Below are 17,955 nucleotides of genomic sequence, written 5' to 3' on the forward strand. Positions count from 1 at the left end.
GAGGTTTACAACCCGAAGGCCGTCATCCCTCACGCGGCGTCGCTGCATCAGGCTTTCGCCCATTGTGCAATATTCCCCACTGCTGCCTCCCGTAGGAGTCTGGGCCGTGTCTCAGTCCCAGTGTGGCCGGTCGCCCTCTCAGGCCGGCTACCCGTCGTCGCCTTGGTAGGCCATTACCCCACCAACAAGCTGATAGGCCGCGGGCTCATCCCTAGCCAGTAAACCCTTTCCACCTCGGAAGATGCCTTCTGAGGTCGTATCCGGTATTAGCCCTGGTTTCCCGGGGTTATCCCAGAGCTAGGGGCAGATTGCCCACGTGTTACTCACCCGTTCGCCGCTAGGACATCCCTCCCGAAGGAGGGAGCCTCGCTCGACTTGCATGTGTTAAGCACGCCGCCAGCGTTCGTCCTGAGCCAGGATCAAACTCTCCGTGAATGTTTATATGACGACCGACATTGCGAACAACGCCGGAGTGTCGACTCGGAAAGTCACCGTCCTGCGACGGTTTCAATCACTGGTTCATACGAGCTGACTATTTCCTGCATGAGCAGGAAACGGAATTATTTGCTCGATGTACCAAAGGAATCTCTTCCGTGTCCGGCGAACCGGAGCACGAGACGAGAGTTAATAAAATATGGCACTAACTTTCGGCACGCTGTTGAGTTCTCAAGGAGCGGATCCGCACCGTCACGACCGTCTCCGGTCGGTCAGGGGGCAACCTGAAATACGTTACCCGGTTGGTCTCGCGCGGTCAAACACGACCGGCACCACCCAGAACTCCCACTTGGTCGGGGTGCTCTATGAGCAGTACCTCGTGCTTGGGGGCAATCATTCACCCGGCTTCACTAGCTCCGGCCCCTGATCATGCGGTATTGCGTGGGCCCGGTGCAGTTCGTGACTCCGTTGCGCGAACAAGATGAACACTAGCCAGCCCCTAAGCGGGATGCAAACTTGCCCCCCACGCGCAGTTACCCCAGCAAATCCGGGCGTCACGCGAACCCGGCACGCCGGAAACCTGGCGGAAACACCAGGTGGAAAGTTTGTGACCTGGCCCACGACCCCACCGGTATCCGGCGGAACCGGCGCTCACACGAGGCGGGCAGCCTTACGTTTGCCCGAGGTCAGGACGCGACTGATCAGTTGGCTGCGCGGTAGGTCGTAGCTATGCGCCGGGACCGTGACGCCGTCGAGCTTCACCGCGCCCGCGTCGATGTCGCGACGCGCCGCGCTGGAGCTGCCTGCCAGACCGCCGGCAACCAGTAGCGCGGGCAGGTGCACCGGGTCGGTGTCCGGCAGTCCCAGCTCCGGCACCTCGGTCGGGACCTCCCCGCGCTTGAACACCGCGTCGAACCGGCCCTCGGCCGCGGCAGCCGCGTCCGACCCGTGGTAGAGCGAGACGATCGCACGGGCAACCGCTCGCTTCGCCCGGTTGGCGTCCGCTCCCCCGCTGGCGACGGCGCTCTGCAGTTCGTCGACCTCCCGGGGGTGCAACGCCGTGCACAGCCGCGCGTACATGCCGACCACCCCGTCGGGAATGCTCATGAGCTTGCCGAACTGCTCGGCTGCCGGCTCGGCGATCGCGACGTAGTTCCCGAGGGACTTGCCCATCTTTTCGACGCCGTCGGTGCCTACCAACAACGGCACCGTCAACACCGCTTGCGGGGCCTGGCCGCGCGAACGCTGGAGCTCGCGACCGACAAGGTTGTTGAACGTCTGATCGGTGCCGCCGAGTTCGATGTCGGCGCGGATCTCGACCGAGTCAATGCCTTGCAACAAGGGGTAGATGAATTCCGACAAGCTGATCGGCTGTTTGGCCTGAAAGCGGCGGGAGAAGTCGTCGCGTTCGAGCAGCTGGGCGACGGTGACCTGGCGGGTGTAGTCGAGGATGCCGGCAAGGCTCATCGACCCGAGCCAGTCGGCGTTGTTCACCACCTCGGTGCGTTTCTCGTCCAGGATGCGCATGAGCTGGTCGAAGTAGCCCTGCGCGTTGGCTATGACGTCATCGGCGGTCTGCGCCACCCGGGTCGCTGTCCGCCCGGACGGGTCGCCCACCTGGCCGGTGAACCCACCCACGACGAGCACCGCGGTGTGGCCGAGGTCCTGGAACTGCCGCAGCTTGCGCAGCACCACCGCGTGCCCGAGCGTGAGGTCGGTACCCGACGGGTCGATGCCCAGCTTCACGCGCAGCGGCCGGTTCTCGGCCCGCGCAGCGAGCAACCGCTCCACGAGTCCGTCGGCCGGCAGGATCTGCGCCGCGCCGCTGCTGAGGATCTCGTAGGCGTCCCGCAGGTCCGGGGGCAGGTCGGCGCGTGGGTCGCTACTCATCCGTCCAGTCTGCCGGGTGTCGCCGAGCGGTTTCGACTGCCTGCCGTGAACGTCGAGACGGTCGGGTCGCCGGCCAGCCAGAAGCGCCAGGGACGCTCGGTGGCCGTCCGGATGCCGACCCGCGGGCCGCTGACCACGCCCGGGCGTCGGCGCGTCGGTAGGGACTCGACCCGCACCGGAGAGGACGGGTCGCACACATCGACGCCGTTGGTGTCCCGATCGAGGGCCAGGCAGGAGGCGAGCCGTGCCGGCCCCCTTGCCAGGTCGCGTTCGCGGCGCGCAGCCGGTCGACGCGCGAACGCGTGCTCGATACCGCGGATGACCTCCCCTGCTCGCAGCAACACTGCCGACGCGGTGCCATCCGGACCGCACACGACGTTCGCGCACCAGTGCATGCCGTAGGTGAAGTAGCAATACAGATGACCGGGTGGTCCGAACATCACGGTCGTTCTCGGCGTCGGGCCGCGGAACGCGTGCGACGCGGGGTCGTCCGTCCCCTCGTACGCCTCCACCTCGGTCAGCCGGACGGCGACCTCGTGACCGCCGACGTCGGACACCACCACGGCGCCGATCAGCCGGGGCGCGAGCACCAGCGCGGACGGCTCCAGCCGAGCGCGGTCGACGGTCAGGCCTGAGCCCACGCCGCCTGCTCGCGGACGGTGACCTGCAACAGCTCGAGCTGTTCGCGCACCCTGGGCAGCGCGGTGCCGCCGACCGCCGACCGCGAGTCGATCGAGCCGCGAACGGTGAGGACGTCGCGCACTGCGGGGGTGAGGTCGGGCGAGATCGCGATCAGGTCGTCATCGGAGAGGTCGGCGAGCTCGATGCCGCGCTGTTCGCAGGCCCGGACGCATGCCCCCGCCACCTCGTGTGCCACGCGGAACGGGACCCGGCGCCGGACCAGCCACTCGGCGACGTCGGTGGCCAGCGAGAAGCCCTGCGGCGCGAGCGACTCGAGGCGCTCGGTGTCGAAGACGAGGGTGGCGAGCATGCCGCTCATCGCCGGAAGCAGCAGGTGCAGCGTGTCGGCGGCGTCGAACACCGGCTCCTTGTCCTCCTGCAGATCGCGGTTGTAGGCGAGCGGCAGGCCCTTGAGCGTGGCCAGCAGGCCGGCGTGGTCGCCGATCAACCGACCCGCCTTGCCACGCGTCAGTTCGGCGACGTCCGGGTTCTTCTTCTGCGGCATGATCGAGCTGCCGGTGGAGTACGCGTCGTCGAGGGCGACGAAGGAGAACTCCTTGGTGGCCCAGAGGATGACTTCTTCTGCGATCCGCGAGAGGTCGACGGCCAGCATCGCGCAGACGAACGAGAACTCGGCCACGACGTCGCGGGCCGCGGTGGCGTCGATCGAGTTCTCGCTGGGCCCGTCGAAGCCGAGCTCGGCGGCTACAGCGGCCGGGTCGAGGCCGAGCGACGACCCGGCGAGCGCACCGGCGCCGTAGGGGCTGCGGGCCGCGCGGGCGTCCCAATCCCGCCATCGCGCGACGTCGCGCGTCAGCGCCCAGCAATGCGCGAGCAGGTGGTGGGACAGCAGGACGGGCTGGGCGTGCTGCAGGTGGGTGCGCCCGGGCATGGCCACGCCGAGGTGCGCGCGCGCCTGGCCCGCGAGCGCCTCGACGACGTCCAGCACACCGCGGGCCAGGGCACGGGCCTCGTCACGCAGGTACATCCGGATCAACGTGGCGATCTGATCGTTGCGTGACCGGCCGGCTCGCAACCGGCCGCCGAGGTCGACCCCCACGCGATCCAGGAGGCCGCGTTCAAGCGCGGTATGCACGTCCTCGTCGGCGGGGACGGGTCCGAAGGTGCCGGCGACGACGTCGTCCTCGAGCCTGTCAAGCCCGCCGAGCATGCCGGCGAGCTCCTCGTCGGTGAGCAGGCCGGCTGAGTGCAGCACCCGGGCGTGCGCGCGCGATCCGGCGAGGTCGTGCCGGGCGAGACGCCAGTCGAAGTGAGTCGACAGCGACAACGCGGCGAGCGCGTCGGACGGCCCACCGGTGAAGCGACCGCCCCAGAGCGCGGCCGTTCCTGCCTGGGCTTCGGTGGCCGGATCAGTCATTGCCGCTCTCCATGGCGGCGTGATCGAGCACCACCTCGTCGGCTCCCTCTCGGGCGCCGGAGGCGATCTCGTCGGCCCCGCCCGCGGTGAGACCGCCTCGCTCGAGGTCGCCGAACAGGTACGTGCGACCGAGCAGGATCTCGGACTGGCCGGCGTATTGCTCGAGCTTGGCGCGCGAATCGGCGATGTCGAGGTTGCGCATGGTCAGCTGCCCGATTCGGTCGACGGGACCGAAGGCAGCGTTCGCGGTCCGCTCCATCGACAGCTTGTCCGGGTGGTAGCTGAAGCTTGGGCCGCGGGTGTCGAGCACCGAGTAGTCCTCGCCGCGGCGCAGTCGCAGCGTCACCTCGCCGGTGACCAGCGACGCCACCCAGCGATAAATGGATTCGCGCAGCATGAGCGCCTGCGGGTCGAGCCAGCGGCCCTCGTAGAGCAAGCGGCCGAGGCGGCGCCCCTCGCTGTGATAGTTCGCGATGGTGTCCTCGTTGTGGACGGCGTTGAGCAAGCGCTCGTAGGCGATCCAGAGCAGCGCCATTCCGGGCGCTTCGTAGATGCCGCGGGACTTGGCCTCGATGATGCGGTTCTCGATCTGGTCGGACATCCCCAACCCGTGGCGTCCGCCGACGGCGTTGGCCTGCTGAACGAGTTCGACCGGGTCGTCATAGTGGACGCCGTTGATCGCCGACGGGCGACCGGCGTCGAAGCGGACCGTGACGTCTTCGGCGTCGATGGCGACCTCGGGGTCCCAAAAGCGCACGCCCATGATCGGCTGGACGGTCTCGAGCGACGTGTCGAGGTGCTCGAGGGTCTTGGCCTCGTGCGTCGCCCCCCAGATGTTGGCGTCGGTGGAGTACGCCTTCTCCGAGCTGTCGCGGTAGGGCAGGTCGTGCTCCACGAGCCACTGGCTCATCTCGGCCCGGCCGCCCAGCTCGGTGACGAAATCGGCGTCCAACCAGGGCTTGTAGATACGCAACGACGGGTTGGCCAGCAACCCGTACCGGTAGAAGCGCTCGATGTCGTTGCCCTTGAACGTCGAGCCGTCGCCCCAGATGTGGACGTCGTCCGAGCGCATCGCCCGCACCAGCATGGTGCCGGTGACGGCCCGGCCGAGCGGGGTGGTGTTGAAATAGGCACGGCCGGCGGAGCGGATGTGGAAGGCGCCGCACGCAAGCGCGGCCAGCCCCTCTTCGACGAGCTCCCGGCGGCAATCGACCGCCCGCGCGATCTCGGCGCCGTACTGCCGGGCCCGGTCAGGGACGGTCGAGATGTCGGTCTCGTCGTACTGGCCGATGTCGGCGGTGTACGCGCACGGCACGGCGCCGCGCTCGCGCATCCACGCGACGGCCACGGAGGTGTCGAGCCCACCGGAGAAGGCGATGCCGACGCGTTGGCCGGCCGGGAGAGACGTCAGGACCTTGCTCATGGTTGGTGCGTCTCCAAGGGATCGGCGTGCGGGCGGGCCAGGTCGAGCAGGTGGTCGGCGAGGGCCGCGCCACCATCCGGTGCCCGGCTGATGACCAGGATCGTGTCATCGCCGGCCACCGTGCCCAGCACCTCGGGTATCCGGGCGCGGTCGAGGGCGCTGGCCAGGAAGTCCGACGCGCCCGGAGGCGTGCGCAGCACCACCAGGTTGGCGCTGGCCTCGGCGCTGACGAGCAGCTCGCCGAGCATCCGGGCCAGACGGTGTGGCGGATCGTCGTCGACCGAGCGATTGACGAGCGGTGAGCCGTCCTCGGGGATGACGTACGCGGGGGCGCCGCCGTCGGCCGGCCGAAGCTTCACCGCGCCGAGCTCATCGAGGTCGCGCGACAAGGTGGCCTGGGTGACGTGGACGCCTGCCGCGTCGAGCAGCACTGCGAGCTCGGCCTGCGAACGGACGGTGTGTTCGGCGATGACAGAGACGATCCGGGCGTGCCGGGAGGCCCTCGTGGGCGCGCCGCGTAGGGCGCGCACGTCGCTCATACGGAGCGCTCCAATAGAAAGGCCAGCAGCGCCTTCTGGGCGTGCAGGCGGTTCTCGGCCTCGTCCCACACGACACTGCGCGGGCCGTCCAGAACCTCGGCTGAAATCTCCTTGCCCCGGTAAGCGGGCAGGCAGTGCAGCACGATGGCGTCGGACGCCGCGTGTTCCAGGCTGTCGGCGGTCACCGCATAGGGCAGGAACGGCGCCTCACGTGCGTCCTTCTCGGCCTCCTGGCCCATCGAGACCCAGGTGTCGGTGACGACGACGTCGGCGCCGTCGAGTGCCTTCTCGACGACGTCGGTGACGGTGATCGAGGCGCCCGTGCCGGCGGCGATCCGTTCTGCGTCGGCAACGATGCGCGGGTCCGGTTGATACTCCGGCGGTCCGGCCAGGCGCACGTCCAGGCCCGCCGCCGCGGCGCCCAGCAGGTAGGAGTGCGCCATGTTGTTGGCCGCGTCGCCGACGTAGGCAAACGAGAGTCCGGCAAGGTGCCCCTTGTGCTCGCGGACGGTCTGCAGATCGGCGAGGATCTGGCACGGGTGGAACTGGTCGGTGAGCGCATTGATCACCGGGACAGGGCTGAGCGCGGCCATCTCCTCGATGCTGTCCTGGCCGAAGGTGCGCCACACGATCGCCGCGACCTGCCGGGAGACGACGCGGGTGACGTCAGCGATCGACTCACGTTGACCGATTCCGGCGAGGCGCCCGTCGACCACGACCGGCTGACCGCCGAGCTCGCTGATGCCGACCGAGAACGACAGTTGGGTGCGCAGCGTCGGCTTGTCGAAGATCAGCGCGACGGCCTGCGGCCCGGCGAGCGGGCGGTAGCGGTGCCGGTCGGCCTTCATCTCGTCGGCAAGGTCGAGAACGGCCAGCAGTTCGTCCGGCGCGAGGTCGTCGTCGCGCAGGAAGTGTCTAGGCACCGGACACCTCGGCCAACGCGGCGGCGAACAGCGGTACCGCCTCGTCGACCTCGGCCTCGGTGGTGATGAGCGGCGGGGCCAGCCGGATGGTGTCTGGACGGACGGCGTTGACGAGCAGGCCGTGGGCCCGCGCGGCCTGCTCGACGGCGGGTGCGTGCGCGCCGTCGAGGCCGACGCCGAGCCAAAGACCGGAGCCACGGACCTCGGTGATCAGTGGGCTGTCGAGTGAGCCGAGCGCATCCGCGAGGTGCTGGCCGACCCGCTTGACCTGGTCGAGCAGCTGTTGGTCGGCGATGGTGTCGAGCACGGCCAACGCCGCTGCGCACGACACCGGGTTGCCGCCGAAGGTGCTCCCGTGATCGCCCGGTGCGAAGAGCTCGCCGGCAGCCCCGATGCCGAGGCAGGCGCCGATCGGCAGCCCGCCGCCAAGGCCCTTGGCGAGCGTGATCACGTCAGGACGCACGCCCTCGGCCTGGCTGGCGAACCAGTTGCCGGTGCGGCCGATGCCGGACTGCACCTCGTCGACGATCATGAGCGCGCCAGCGGCGTCGCAGAGGGAGCGGACGCCGGCCAGGAACCCCGACGGCGGTGGCACGATGCCACCCTCGCCGAGGGTCGGTTCGACGATGACGGCGGCGGTCGTGTCGTCGACGGCGGCCGCGAGCGCGTCGAGGTCGCCGTAGTCGACGAACACGACCGGACCGGGCAGCGGCGCGAACGGCTCGCGCTTCGCCGCGTTGCCCGTGACCGACAGTGCGCCGAGGGTGCGGCCGTGGAAGCTGCTCGTGCAGGAGACGATCGTGCTGCGGCCGGAACGGTTGCCGTGCAGGCGAGCGAGCTTCAGCGCGCATTCGTTGGCCTCGGCACCGCTGTTGGCAAAGAACACCCGCGCCGGCATCCCGAGCAAGTGCACGAGGCGCTCGGCCAACGTGATGCCCGGTTCGTGCATGACCAGGTTGGACGTGTGCGCCAACTTGCCGACCTGCTCGGTGACCGCGGCGACGATGGCCGGGTGGGCATGCCCGAGAGCCGACACCGCAATGCCGCCGACGAAGTCGAGGTAGGCGTTGCCGTCGGTGTCCCAAACGCGGACGCCGTCGCCGTGGTCGAGGGCGATGGGCGGCGTGCCGTAGTTGTTCATCATCACGGCCTGCCAGCGGCTGTCGAACGTCATGCTTGCACTCCCTCGGCCGGGACGACCATCGTCCCGATGCCCTCGCTGGTGAAGATCTCGAGCAGGATCGCGTGCTCGAGGCGACCGTCCAGCACGGTGGCGCGCGGGACGCCGCCGTCGACCGCCCGTACGCAGGCCGCCATCTTGGGCACCATGCCGCTCGAAAGCTCGGGCAACAGTGCGGTCAGTGCGTCGGTGTCGATCTCGCGCACGATGTCGGTGCTGGCCGGCCAGTCGGCGTAGAGGCCCTCGACGTCGGTGAGCACGATCAGCTTCTCCGCCCCGAGTCCCACCGCGATCGCGGCCGCGGCGGTGTCGGCGTTGACGTTGTAGGTCTGGCCGTCGAGCCCGCGGGCGACGGTGGCGATGACCGGGATGCGGCCCGCGTCGAGCAGGGCGTGCACCGCCGACGGCTCGACGGCCACCACGTCGCCGACCTGCCCGAGGTCCACCTCGACGCCGTCGACGACGGTGCCGCGACGTTCGGCCGTGAGTAGGCTGGCGTCCTCACCGGACAGCCCGATGGCCATCGACCCGTGGTCGTTGAGCAGGTTGACGATGTCCGCGTTCACCTGGCCGGTGAGCACCATCCGTACGATCGTCATGGCTTCCGGCGTGGTGACCCGCAACCCGCCACGGAACTCCGACTCGATCCCGAGTCGCGTCAGGTGCTCGGTGATCTGCGGGCCACCGCCGTGCACCACCACCGGGCGCAGGCCGGCATAGCGCAGGAACGCGACGTCCTCGGCGAATGCCGCCTGCAGGTCCGGGCTGATCATGGCGTTGCCGCCGTATTTGATGACCACGATCTTGTTGTGAAACCGCTGCAGCCACGGCAATGCGTCGACGAGCGTAGCAGCCTTGGCCTGCGCGATGTCTCGTGTCAGACCCGTCGTGCCGCTCATGACGAGTACGCAGAATTCTCTTCGACGTAGGCGTGCGAGAGGTCGTTCGTCCACACCGTCGCCGTCTGCCGGCCGGCGTTGAGATCGACCAAGATGTGGATGTCGCGGCCGGTGAGGTCGACGAGGTCGCGGTCGTCACCCGCGGCGCCGTTGCGGCAGATCTGCACGCCATTCATGGCGACGTCGAGTTCGTCGGCCTCGAAGACGGCCTGCGTCGTGCCCACCGCGGCGAGCACCCGCCCCCAGTTGGGGTCGCTGCCGAACAGCGCGCACTTGAGCAGGTTGTTGCGGGCGATGCTGCGCCCGACCTCGACGGCATCGGCCTCGGTGGCAGCGCCGACGACCTCGATGCGGACCTCTTTGGTAGCGCCCTCTGCGTCCGCGAGCAGCTGGGCAGCGAGGTCCGTGCACACGGCCTGCACTGCGGCGGCGAGCTCCTCTGGGCGTGGGGCCACGCCGGAGGCGCCGCTGGCCAGCAGGACGACGGTGTCGTTGGTGGACATGCAGCCGTCGGCGTCGATGCGGTCGAAGGTGGTGCGGGTGGCGTCCTCCAGCGCGACACGGACCGTGTGGCTGTCGGCCAGCGCGTCGGTGGTGAGGACGCAGAGCATGGTGGCCAGGCCCGGCGCCAGCATGCCCGCGCCCTTGGCCATGCCGCCGACGATCCAACCGTCGCCGTGCACGACGGCCTGCTTGGCGCGCGTGTCGGTGGTGCGGATTGCCTCTGCTGCGTCGGCGCCGCCATCCGCAGACAAGGCAGCCGCGGCCGCGTCGACCCCGCTGAGCAGCTCTTTCATCGGCAACCGCTCGCCGATCAGACCGGTGGAGCAGACCGCGACGTCGCCTGCATCGACATCGACCGCAGAGCTGACGTACTCGGCCGTCCGGTGTGTGTCGGCGAAGCCGTCGGGGCCGGTGCACGCGTTGGCCCCGCCGGAATTCAGGACGACCGCGCGCAGGCGTCCGTCGGACACGGCCTGCTGAGTCCAGTGCACTGGCGCGGCCTTCACCCGGTTGCTCGTGAATACCGCGGCGGCGTCACTGCGCGGGCCGTCGTTGACGACGAGCGCAACGTCAAGTCCGCCGCGGGCCTTGAGTCCGGCGGCCACGCCCGCTGCCCGAAAACCCCTGGCCGCGGTGACGCTCACGGGCTCACTCCGTTCGCCGAAAGTCCTGCGGTCTCGTCGAGGCCCAGCATGAGGTTGGCATTCTGCAGCGCTTGGCCGGCCGCGCCCTTGCCGAGGTTGTCGATCGTGCAGGTGAGCACGAAGCGGCCGGAGTCCTGGTCGGTGACGACCTGGAGGTGCGCGCTGTTCGAGCCTGCGGTGGCGGACGTGTGCGGTTGCTGACCAGCGTCCAGCAGGTAGACGAACGGCTCGTCGGCGTACGCAGCGACCAACGCGGCGCGCGCGTCGACCTCGGTGGCGCCGGCCACCGGCCGGACGGCCACGGTGGACAAGATGCCGCGAGGCATGGGCGCGAGCACCGGCACGAAGGTCAGACTGGTGACCCCACTCGCCTGCTTGATCTCGGGCACGTGGCGGTGCGCCCCGACCTTGTAACCGGACAGGTCGCCCATAACCTCGCTGCCGAGCAGATTGACCAAGGCGGATCGGCCGGCCCCGGACGTCCCGCTGGCCGAGGTGACGACGACGTCCGCCGGCTCGACCAGGCCAGCCGCAACCAGCGGAGCGATCGGCAGGATGGCAGCCACGGCGTGGCAGCCGGTGTTCGCGACGCGCTGTGCGGCGGTGATCTCCGTCCGTTGACCGGCCAGCTCGGGTAGGCCGTACGTCCAGGGTTGGTGGTAATCGCCGCCGTAGTAGCGCGAGTGCGCCGCCTCGTCCGCTAGGCGATGGTCGGAGCCGAGATCGACGATCTTCACGGACTGCGGCAGGTGCGCAGCCAGGTCGGCAGACGCGCCGTGTGGCAGCGCGAGGAAGATCAGGTCGGCGTCGGCAAGGGTCTCGGGCGATGTCTCGCCGAAGACGAGGTGCGCCAGCGAACGCAGATTCGGGTGCACCGCGCCGAGCGATTGACCGGCGTTCGCGTGCGCGGTGACCGCGACGACCTCGAGATCGGGGTGCGCCGCCACGAGACGCAGCAGCTCTCCCCCGGCGTAACCGCTGGCTCCGGCGACGGCAACCCTGACTCCCATGCGCACGATTATGCACGAGACTGCAATTTCATACGAAGCAGGGTCGCTCATGCCACCCAGGTGCCGGGCATCGGTTGCTGACCCGGGAACTGGTGGCATCCCGGCTCCCAGGGCCAGACACCATGGACGTCGGGGTACACGAGTTGCAGGACGGGGACGGTCTGCTGCGGGCGCCGCCGGTAGAAGTGATCGATCTGGGGCGCAACCTCGTACGGGCGGGGCAGCTGGAACGCCTTCAGTTCCCAACCGGACTCGACGAGCAAAGATCCCGCGCCCAGCGTCTCGCGTCGCGCGGAGAGCTGATCGCCGATGGTGTTGAGCAGCGGCCCGGCGACGTGCGGCTCGAGACCGAAGACGGCGAGTTCAGCATGGCCGGCGGACCACAAACCGATGGTGTAGGTCAGCGTCGGCCTGGTCTCTACGTACACGAGCGAGCGCCCGTGCTCGCGGATCTTCGCCTTGGTGCCCGCGCGCCAGACGCGCTGGTATTCGTTGACCAGTCGTGGGTCGTCGGGACGGCCGCCTCGGGCGGCGATGAAGTCGCAGCAATCGCACATGTGTGCCTCCTGGTTTGATAATCAGAAGGCTAGGAGCGGCTACCGACAGAACAGTCCTACTAGCGCAGCTGGGCTCCGGTAGCGGCGGTCGCGGCGGCTACTGCGGCGTTGCGGGCGACGGTGGCCTCCTCGACGGTGAGGGTGCGGTCGGGGGCACGCAGGCGCAGCGCGAACGCCAGCGACTTCACGCCAGTGCCGAGCCGGTCACCGCCGTAGACGTCGAAGAGGTGGACGTCCTCGAGCAGTTCGCCGGCGCCGTCGACCAGCGCCGTCTGCACGTCGGCCGCCGCGACGCCCTCATCGACGACGAGCGCGACGTCCAGCAGCACCGGTGGGTAGCCGGAGATGACGGGCGCTTGCGCCGGTTCGGCCGCAGTGAAGGCCGTGAGGTCGAGCTCGACCGCACACGTGCGTTCGGGCAGGCCGAGAGCCGCGGTCACTCGCGGATGCAATTCGCCGGCGTGCCCGATCACGGCCTCGTGGAGAAGCAGTTCGGCGCAGCGTCCCGGGTGCCAGGGTGCGTACTCGGCGGGCCGCACGGTCAGCTCGGCGCGGGCCGCACGGGCCACGACGCGCGCGACCTCGACCGCGTCGGCCCACGTCGCGGGGCGTGCGTCGCCCCACCAGCCCTTGGGCTCCAGCGCTCCGGCGAGCACGGCTCCCAGGTGCTTGGGCTGAGCGGGCAGGGCCGCGTCGAGGGCCGCGAGTTGGGCGTCGCTCGGACGGGCGGCGATGCCCGGCAGCTCCGCAGCCTGCTGGGCGTCGTGCGGCAGGAACACCAGGCCGGTCTCGACGATCGCCAGGTCGCGGGTGCCCCGCCCGAGATTGCGGGTGACCGTCGACAGCAACCCGGGCAGCAACGACGTGCGCAGCTCGGGCTCGTCCTCGGACAGCGGGTTCGCAAGCCGCAAGCCGCGGCGGCGCGGGTCGTCAGCGTCCAGCCCGAAAGCATCGTGCACGGCCGGTGACACGAACGGGTACGTCAGCACCTCGGTCAGACCCCAGGCGGCGACGGCACGTGAGATGTCACGTTCGAGCTGCTGGCGTGCGGTGAGCCCGCGACCGGCGGGAGCCGTGGGCAGCACCGACGGCAGGTTCTCGTAACCCGCGAGGCGGACGACCTCTTCGACGAGGTCGGCGGGCAGCAGCAGGTCGGGGCGCCACGAGGGCGGCCGCACGCGCAGGACGTCGCCGTTCTCGACAGAGCAACCGACGGCCGTGAGGTGCGCAACCACGTCGGCCGGCGCAATCGGCATACCGGCCGTGCGTTCGGGCAGGGTGACCGGTAGCTCGATCGTCGACAACGGCACCCGTTCGCCGACGACCGTGTACCCGCCGGCGTCCCCGGCACCGCCGTGTACGACGAGCAGTTCGACGCAGCGCGCCAGCGCAACGCCCGCGATCTCGGGATCGACGCCGCGCTCGAAGCGCCGCGCGGCCTCGCTGGGCAGCTTGTGCCGCCGCACCGTGCGGGCCACCGTGTCCGGGTCCCAGTGCGCGGCCTCGAGCACGATGTCGGTCGTCGTCGCGCCGATCTCCGTCGAGGCACCGCCCATGACGCCGGCAAGCGCCACCGCCCCGGAGTCGTCGGCGACGACTACGTCGCTCGGATCGAGCGCCCGGACCGCATCGTCCAGCGTGGTGAGCTTCTCCCCGGGTCGAGCGCGACGCACGCGAATCGGGCCCGACAGGCGGGCCCGGTCGAAGGCGTGCAGCGGCTGGCCCGTCTCGAGCATGACGTAGTTGGTGATGTCGACGGCGAGCGATATCGAGCGCATGCCGGCCAGCCGCAGCCGCGTCGCGAGCCACTCCGGGGTGGGCGCGGTCGGGTCGAGGCCCGTCACCGCGCGGGCCGAGAACCGGTCGCACGCGGTCGGGTCGTCGACGTGGATGTCGTAGGCGCCGCCGTCGGGTTCGGGCACATCAGCGAAGATTTCATGGAACGGGACGACGAGCGCACAAGCCGCCTCGCGGGCCAGGCCGCGCACCGACAGGCAGTACCCGCGGTCGCTGGTGATGGCGACGTCGAGCACCGCGTCGTCGAGGCCGAGCAACGCCATGGGGTCGGCGCCGGGCAGCGCCGAATCGACGGGCAGCACGAGGATCCCGTCGTGATCGTCACCGATCCCCAGCTCGCGGACGGAGCAGATCATCCCGTCGGAGATGTGGCCGTACGTCTTGCGCGCGGCAATGGCGAAGCCGCCGGGCAGCACGGCGCCCGGCAGCGAGACGACGACCAGATCGCCGACCCCGAAGTTGTGCGCGCCACAGACGATGCCGCGGGGGCCGCCCTCGTCAGTCGCGTGCTGCGGCCCGACGTCGACCAAGCACCAGTTGATCGTCTTGCCGTTCTTCTGCGGCTCGGGCTGCACCGACAGCACGCGTCCGACGACGATGGGGCCGGACAACCCGTCGGCCGCCGACTCAACTCCCTCGACCTCCATGCCTACGCGGATGAGCGCCTCGGCGAGCTCGCGCGGGGTGAGACCGGCCGGCAGCTCGACGCGCTCGGCGAGCCAGCTGATCGGGATCTTCACTACGCCTCCACTCCGAACGCGGCGCTGAAGCGCACGTCGCCTTCGACGATGTCGCGCATGTCCTCGACGCCGTTGCGGAACATCAGAGTGCGTTCGATGCCCATGCCGAACGCGAAACCGCTGTAGCGCACGGGATCGATGCCGCACGCGGTCAACACGCGCGGGTCGACCATGCCGCAGCCGCCCCACTCGATCCAACCCTCGCTCTTGCAGGTGCGACACGGACGCTCGGGATTGCCCACCGACTCGCCATGGCAGACGAAGCACTGTAGATCCATCTCAGCGCTCGGCTCGGTGAACGGGAAGTAGTGCGGCCGTAACCGGGTGGCGATGCCCGGCCCGAACATGTCGGCGACCATGTGATCGAGGGTGCCGCGCAGGTGGGCCATCGTCAGGCCCTCGTCGACGGCCAGCCCCTCGAGCTGGTGGAACACCGGCGTGTGCGTGGCGTCGAGTTCGTCGGTGCGGAACACCTTGCCGGGGCAGACGATGTAGATCGGCGGCGTGCGCTCGAGCATGGTGCGGATCTGGACGGGCGAGGTCTGCGTACGCAGGACGACGTGGCTGCCCTCGGCGCCCACGTAGAACGTGTCGGTCAGATCGCGTGAAGGGTGCTCGGCGGGCGTGTTCAGCGCGTCGAAGTTGAACCAGCTGCCCTCGGCCTCCGGGCCCTCGGCGATCTCCCAACCCATGGCTAGGAAGCCATCGCAGATGCGCTCCATGGTGGTGGTGATCGGGTGCCGCGAACCGACCGGTCGGCGCGTCGTCGGCAGGGTGACGTCGACGCGTTCCTCGACGAGCACGCGCGCGTCTCGCTCGGCCTCGAGCTCGAACTGCCGGGCTGCGGCGGCCTGCTTGACGCGTCCGCGCGCCGGACCGATGCGCTGCCCCGCGGCCTTGCGCGCGGCGGGCGGCAGGGCGCCGATCTCGCGGTTGGCCAGGGCGAGCGGCGAGCGGTCACCGTCGTGGGCGAGGACCGCGGTCTTCAGGTCGTCGAGGGTGGTGGAGGTTGTGAACGCCTCGAGCGCGGCGTCGACCGCGGCCTGGACGTTCTCAGGCTGCAGTGCGGCGACCTCGACCGGGTCGAAGTTGTGCGAAGGCATGCGTCGTCAGGTCCTTGCGTGAGCGGTGGGGCGGGCGGACGCGCGCCGGGTGATCAAGCGAGCGCGGTGGGAGCGGCCGCAAGCCGCGCGCCGAAGGGCGAAGAGCTGCACCAGGTCACGACCGCACCTTACCGGCTGCGTCGCTGCGCCCGTGCGCTGGCGTAGAGGCAGATCGCCGCGGCCGCGGCGAGGTTCAGGCTCTCGGCGCGGCCGTGGATGGGCACGCGGACGGTCTGCGCGGCGCGTGCCAGGACGTCGCGCGGCAGGCCGTGCGCCTCGGTCCCGAACAGCCAGGCCGTCGGCCCGTCGAGCGTGCCGTCCTCGGCGAGGGTGTCGAGGTCGACCTTTGCGTCACCCGTCGTGGCCAGTGTGGCGACCCGGGTCGCCAACGAGACCAAGACGTCGGCGGGCGGGTCGGTGACGTGCACGACGGGCAGATGGAACAGGCTTCCGGCGCTGGCCCGGACGGCTTTGCCGTTGTACGCGTCGACCCCGCCGACGAGGACTACCGCGTCGGCCCCGGCTGCGTCGGCGGTGCGGATGATCGCGCCCACGTTGCCCGGCTCGGCGGGTTCGACGAGCACGGCGAGCAGGGTCGGAGCCCGGTCGAGGACCGTGGACAGCGCCGGTTGTTCGAGCCGGCAGACCGCGACGAGACCCTGCGGCGTCACCGTCTCCGACAGCGACGCGGCGTCCCTCGGCGAGACCTCGGCCGCGTCAGCGGTGAGCTCGGGGTGCCGCGCGAGGGCCTCGGCGGTCGCGAACGACTCGAGCACCGCGCCGGCCGCCAGCGCTTCTCGTACGGCCTGGGCGCCCTCGGCAAGGAAACGCCCGGTGTCACGCCGCGCGGACCGCCGGGTGAGGCGGCGCGCGGCGACGAGCCGGGCGTTGGTGCTACTGAGCAGGACGGGCCTCAGGCAACCGGGGACTGGGCAGCCGCGCCGCCGATGCCCTCTGCCTGCACGGCTGCGCGGGCGACCTCGACGAGGGCGGTGAAGGCCGCCGGGTCGTTGACGGCGAGGTCGGCCAGCACCTTGCGGTCGGCCTCGACCTCAGCCAGGCGCAGACCCTGGATGAAACGGTTGTAGGTCATGTCGTTCGCGCGGGCCGCCGCGTTGATGCGGGTGATCCACAGCTGCCGGAAGTCGCCCTTGCGCTGCTTGCGGTCGCGGTACTGGTAGGTGGCCGAGTGGAGCAGCTGCTCCTTGGCCTTGCGGTAGAGCCGCGAACGCTGGCCGCGGTAACCACTGGCGGCTTCGAGGGCGCTCCGGCGCTTCTTCTGGGCGTTTACTGCCCGTTTGACGCGTGCCACGGTGTGTTCCTTGCTCTCGGGGCGCTCCGCTGACGCGGCGCGCGAGGTAGGTAGAGGGTCAGCGGCCGAGCAGGCGCTTCACGCGCGGGACGTCGGCGGGAGCGATGCCCTTGGTGCCGGTGAGGCGCCGGGTGAGCGTCGAGGACTTGTGCTCCTGGTTGTGGCGCATGCCGGCGTGCTGCGAGCGCAGCTTGCCACTGCCGGTGATCTTGATGCGCTTCTTGGTGCCGCTGTGCGTCTTGTTCTTGGGCATCGGAATCCTTCGTTGCTATTCGGTCAGTTCGGTCGGTTCGGTCGGCTCGGGGCGTCCGACCCGGACGGTCTTGCCGGGCGAGCGGTGCGGGGCCACGACCATGACCATGTTTCGGCCGTCCTGCTTCGGCGAGGACTCGACGAAACCGAGCTCGGTGATGTCTTCGGCCAATCGCTGCAGCAGCCGGAACCCCAGCTCGGGGCGGGACTGCTCGCGGCCACGGAACATGATCGTGATCTTGACCTTGTCGCCGGCCTTCAGGAACCGCTCGACGTGACCCTTCTTGGTCTCGTAGTCGTGCGAGTCGATCTTGGGGCGCAGCTTCATTTCCTTGATGACGGTCAACGCCTGATTGCGTCGCGCCTCGCGAGCCTTCTGCGCGCTCTCGTACTTGAACTTGCCGTAGTCCATGAGCTTGCAGACGGGCGGACGCGCCATCGGGGCGACCTCGACCAGATCCAGGTCGTTCTCGGCGGCGAGTTCGAGGGCCTTGCCGATCGGCACGATGCCGACCTGCTCGCCCTCGGGTCCGACGAGTCGAACTTCTGGTACGCGAATCCGGTCGTTGATCCTGGGTTCGGAGCTGATGGGACCTCCCTGGGTCTCGTACGTAGTGCTCTGTCGGTGCTGCTCGGGCCCGAACATGACGAACGGCCCCGCTGCGCTTCGTGCACACGGGGCCGTCGT

General features: G+C 69.8%; 17 protein-coding genes and 1 rRNA gene. All 18 read right to left on the reverse strand.

Translation table 11 applies throughout. The features are described 5' to 3' along the window. A 16S ribosomal RNA gene (locus ACFFC4_RS17700) occupies window positions 1–435 on the reverse strand; the annotation flags it as partial. A 651-nt stretch (window positions 436–1,086) separates the two neighbouring features. After that, window positions 1,087–2,325 carry a tyrosine--tRNA ligase gene (gene tyrS, locus ACFFC4_RS17705; RefSeq protein ID WP_375503283.1) on the reverse strand — a complete coding sequence of 413 codons (1,239 nt, stop codon included), beginning with the start codon at window positions 2,323–2,325 and terminating at the stop codon, window positions 1,087–1,089. Then, on the reverse strand, window positions 2,322–2,966 hold the full coding sequence (locus ACFFC4_RS17710; protein ID WP_375503285.1) for a DNA-3-methyladenine glycosylase: 645 nt from the start codon (window positions 2,964–2,966) through the stop codon (window positions 2,322–2,324). The genes tyrS and ACFFC4_RS17710 overlap by 4 nt, the downstream gene beginning before the upstream one ends. Beyond that, window positions 2,951–4,384 carry an argininosuccinate lyase gene (gene argH, locus ACFFC4_RS17715; protein WP_375503287.1) on the reverse strand — a complete coding sequence of 478 codons (1,434 nt, stop codon included), beginning with the start codon at window positions 4,382–4,384 and terminating at the stop codon, window positions 2,951–2,953. The genes ACFFC4_RS17710 and argH overlap by 16 nt, the downstream gene beginning before the upstream one ends. Further along, window positions 4,377–5,807 carry an argininosuccinate synthase gene (gene argG / locus ACFFC4_RS17720; RefSeq protein ID WP_375503289.1) on the reverse strand — a complete coding sequence of 477 codons (1,431 nt, stop codon included), beginning with the start codon at window positions 5,805–5,807 and terminating at the stop codon, window positions 4,377–4,379. Before argG ends, argH begins: the two co-directional genes overlap by 8 nt. Continuing rightward, window positions 5,804–6,346 (reverse strand): arginine repressor, encoded by a 543-nt coding sequence (locus ACFFC4_RS17725; RefSeq protein ID WP_375503291.1) that lies wholly within the window; start codon window positions 6,344–6,346, stop codon window positions 5,804–5,806. Before ACFFC4_RS17725 ends, argG begins: the two co-directional genes overlap by 4 nt. Next, window positions 6,343–7,269, reverse strand: a complete 927-nt coding sequence (argF, locus tag ACFFC4_RS17730; RefSeq protein ID WP_375503293.1) for an ornithine carbamoyltransferase — start codon at window positions 7,267–7,269, stop codon at window positions 6,343–6,345. Before argF ends, ACFFC4_RS17725 begins: the two co-directional genes overlap by 4 nt. Continuing rightward, on the reverse strand, window positions 7,262–8,443 hold the full coding sequence (locus ACFFC4_RS17735; RefSeq protein WP_375503295.1) for an acetylornithine transaminase: 1,182 nt from the start codon (window positions 8,441–8,443) through the stop codon (window positions 7,262–7,264). The genes argF and ACFFC4_RS17735 overlap by 8 nt, the downstream gene beginning before the upstream one ends. Beyond that, window positions 8,440–9,348 (reverse strand): acetylglutamate kinase, encoded by a 909-nt coding sequence (argB, locus tag ACFFC4_RS17740; protein ID WP_375503297.1) that lies wholly within the window; start codon window positions 9,346–9,348, stop codon window positions 8,440–8,442. The genes ACFFC4_RS17735 and argB overlap by 4 nt, the downstream gene beginning before the upstream one ends. Next, a complete protein-coding gene (argJ, locus tag ACFFC4_RS17745) occupies window positions 9,345–10,496 on the reverse strand; it encodes a bifunctional glutamate N-acetyltransferase/amino-acid acetyltransferase ArgJ (protein ID WP_375503299.1) in 1,152 nt (383 codons plus the stop codon). The genes argB and argJ overlap by 4 nt, the downstream gene beginning before the upstream one ends. After that, window positions 10,493–11,506 carry an N-acetyl-gamma-glutamyl-phosphate reductase gene (argC, locus tag ACFFC4_RS17750; RefSeq protein ID WP_375503301.1) on the reverse strand — a complete coding sequence of 338 codons (1,014 nt, stop codon included), beginning with the start codon at window positions 11,504–11,506 and terminating at the stop codon, window positions 10,493–10,495. The genes argJ and argC overlap by 4 nt, the downstream gene beginning before the upstream one ends. 47 nt (window positions 11,507–11,553) lie before the next feature. Then, window positions 11,554–12,063 carry a DUF4262 domain-containing protein gene (locus ACFFC4_RS17755; protein ID WP_375503303.1) on the reverse strand — a complete coding sequence of 170 codons (510 nt, stop codon included), beginning with the start codon at window positions 12,061–12,063 and terminating at the stop codon, window positions 11,554–11,556. Between the two features lie 59 nt (window positions 12,064–12,122). Beyond that, on the reverse strand, window positions 12,123–14,600 hold the full coding sequence (gene pheT / locus ACFFC4_RS17760; RefSeq protein WP_375503305.1) for a phenylalanine--tRNA ligase subunit beta: 2,478 nt from the start codon (window positions 14,598–14,600) through the stop codon (window positions 12,123–12,125). After that, window positions 14,600–15,703, reverse strand: coding sequence for a phenylalanine--tRNA ligase subunit alpha (gene pheS, locus ACFFC4_RS17765; RefSeq protein WP_375503307.1), 1,104 nt, complete (start codon window positions 15,701–15,703; stop codon window positions 14,600–14,602). Before pheS ends, pheT begins: the two co-directional genes overlap by 1 nt. Before the next feature lie 128 nt (window positions 15,704–15,831). Next, entirely contained in the window at window positions 15,832–16,608 is a 777-nt protein-coding gene (locus ACFFC4_RS17770) for a TrmH family RNA methyltransferase (protein ID WP_375503371.1), read from the reverse strand. Window positions 16,609–16,616: 8 nt separating this feature from the next. Further along, on the reverse strand, window positions 16,617–17,015 hold the full coding sequence (rplT, locus tag ACFFC4_RS17775) for a 50S ribosomal protein L20 (protein ID WP_375503309.1): 399 nt from the start codon (window positions 17,013–17,015) through the stop codon (window positions 16,617–16,619). Between the two features lie 58 nt (window positions 17,016–17,073). Then, window positions 17,074–17,268 carry a 50S ribosomal protein L35 gene (gene rpmI, locus ACFFC4_RS17780; protein ID WP_375503311.1) on the reverse strand — a complete coding sequence of 65 codons (195 nt, stop codon included), beginning with the start codon at window positions 17,266–17,268 and terminating at the stop codon, window positions 17,074–17,076. A 15-nt stretch (window positions 17,269–17,283) separates the two neighbouring features. Beyond that, complete coding sequence (gene infC / locus ACFFC4_RS17785; RefSeq protein WP_375503313.1) at window positions 17,284–17,913, reverse strand: translation initiation factor IF-3; 630 nt, start codon at window positions 17,911–17,913, stop codon at window positions 17,284–17,286. Window positions 17,914–17,955: the final 42 nt, after the last annotated feature.

The organism is uncultured Jatrophihabitans sp. (genome assembly GCF_964244045.1).
GTDB lineage: Bacteria > Actinomycetota > Actinomycetes > Mycobacteriales > Jatrophihabitantaceae > Jatrophihabitans.

What these genes read in the sequence shown, in the direction of transcription:
- tyrS (WP_375503283.1), bottom strand. Translation starts at nt 2,325, where the DNA reads ATGAGTAGCGACCCACGCGCCGACCTGCCCCCGGACCTGCGGGACGCC.
- argH (WP_375503287.1), bottom strand. Translation starts at nt 4,384, where the DNA reads ATGACTGATCCGGCCACCGAAGCCCAGGCAGGAACGGCCGCGCTCTGG.
- argG (WP_375503289.1), bottom strand. Translation starts at nt 5,807, where the DNA reads ATGAGCAAGGTCCTGACGTCTCTCCCGGCCGGCCAACGCGTCGGCATC.
- ACFFC4_RS17725 (WP_375503291.1), bottom strand. Translation starts at nt 6,346, where the DNA reads ATGAGCGACGTGCGCGCCCTACGCGGCGCGCCCACGAGGGCCTCCCGG.
- ACFFC4_RS17735 (WP_375503295.1), bottom strand. Translation starts at nt 8,443, where the DNA reads ATGACGTTCGACAGCCGCTGGCAGGCCGTGATGATGAACAACTACGGC.
- argB (WP_375503297.1), bottom strand. Translation starts at nt 9,348, where the DNA reads ATGAGCGGCACGACGGGTCTGACACGAGACATCGCGCAGGCCAAGGCT.
- argC (WP_375503301.1), bottom strand. Translation starts at nt 11,506, where the DNA reads ATGGGAGTCAGGGTTGCCGTCGCCGGAGCCAGCGGTTACGCCGGGGGA.
- ACFFC4_RS17755 (WP_375503303.1), bottom strand. Translation starts at nt 12,063, where the DNA reads ATGTGCGATTGCTGCGACTTCATCGCCGCCCGAGGCGGCCGTCCCGAC.
- pheS (WP_375503307.1), bottom strand. Translation starts at nt 15,703, where the DNA reads ATGCCTTCGCACAACTTCGACCCGGTCGAGGTCGCCGCACTGCAGCCT.
- rpmI (WP_375503311.1), bottom strand. Translation starts at nt 17,268, where the DNA reads ATGCCCAAGAACAAGACGCACAGCGGCACCAAGAAGCGCATCAAGATC.
- infC (WP_375503313.1), bottom strand. Translation starts at nt 17,913, where the DNA reads ATGTTCGGGCCCGAGCAGCACCGACAGAGCACTACGTACGAGACCCAG.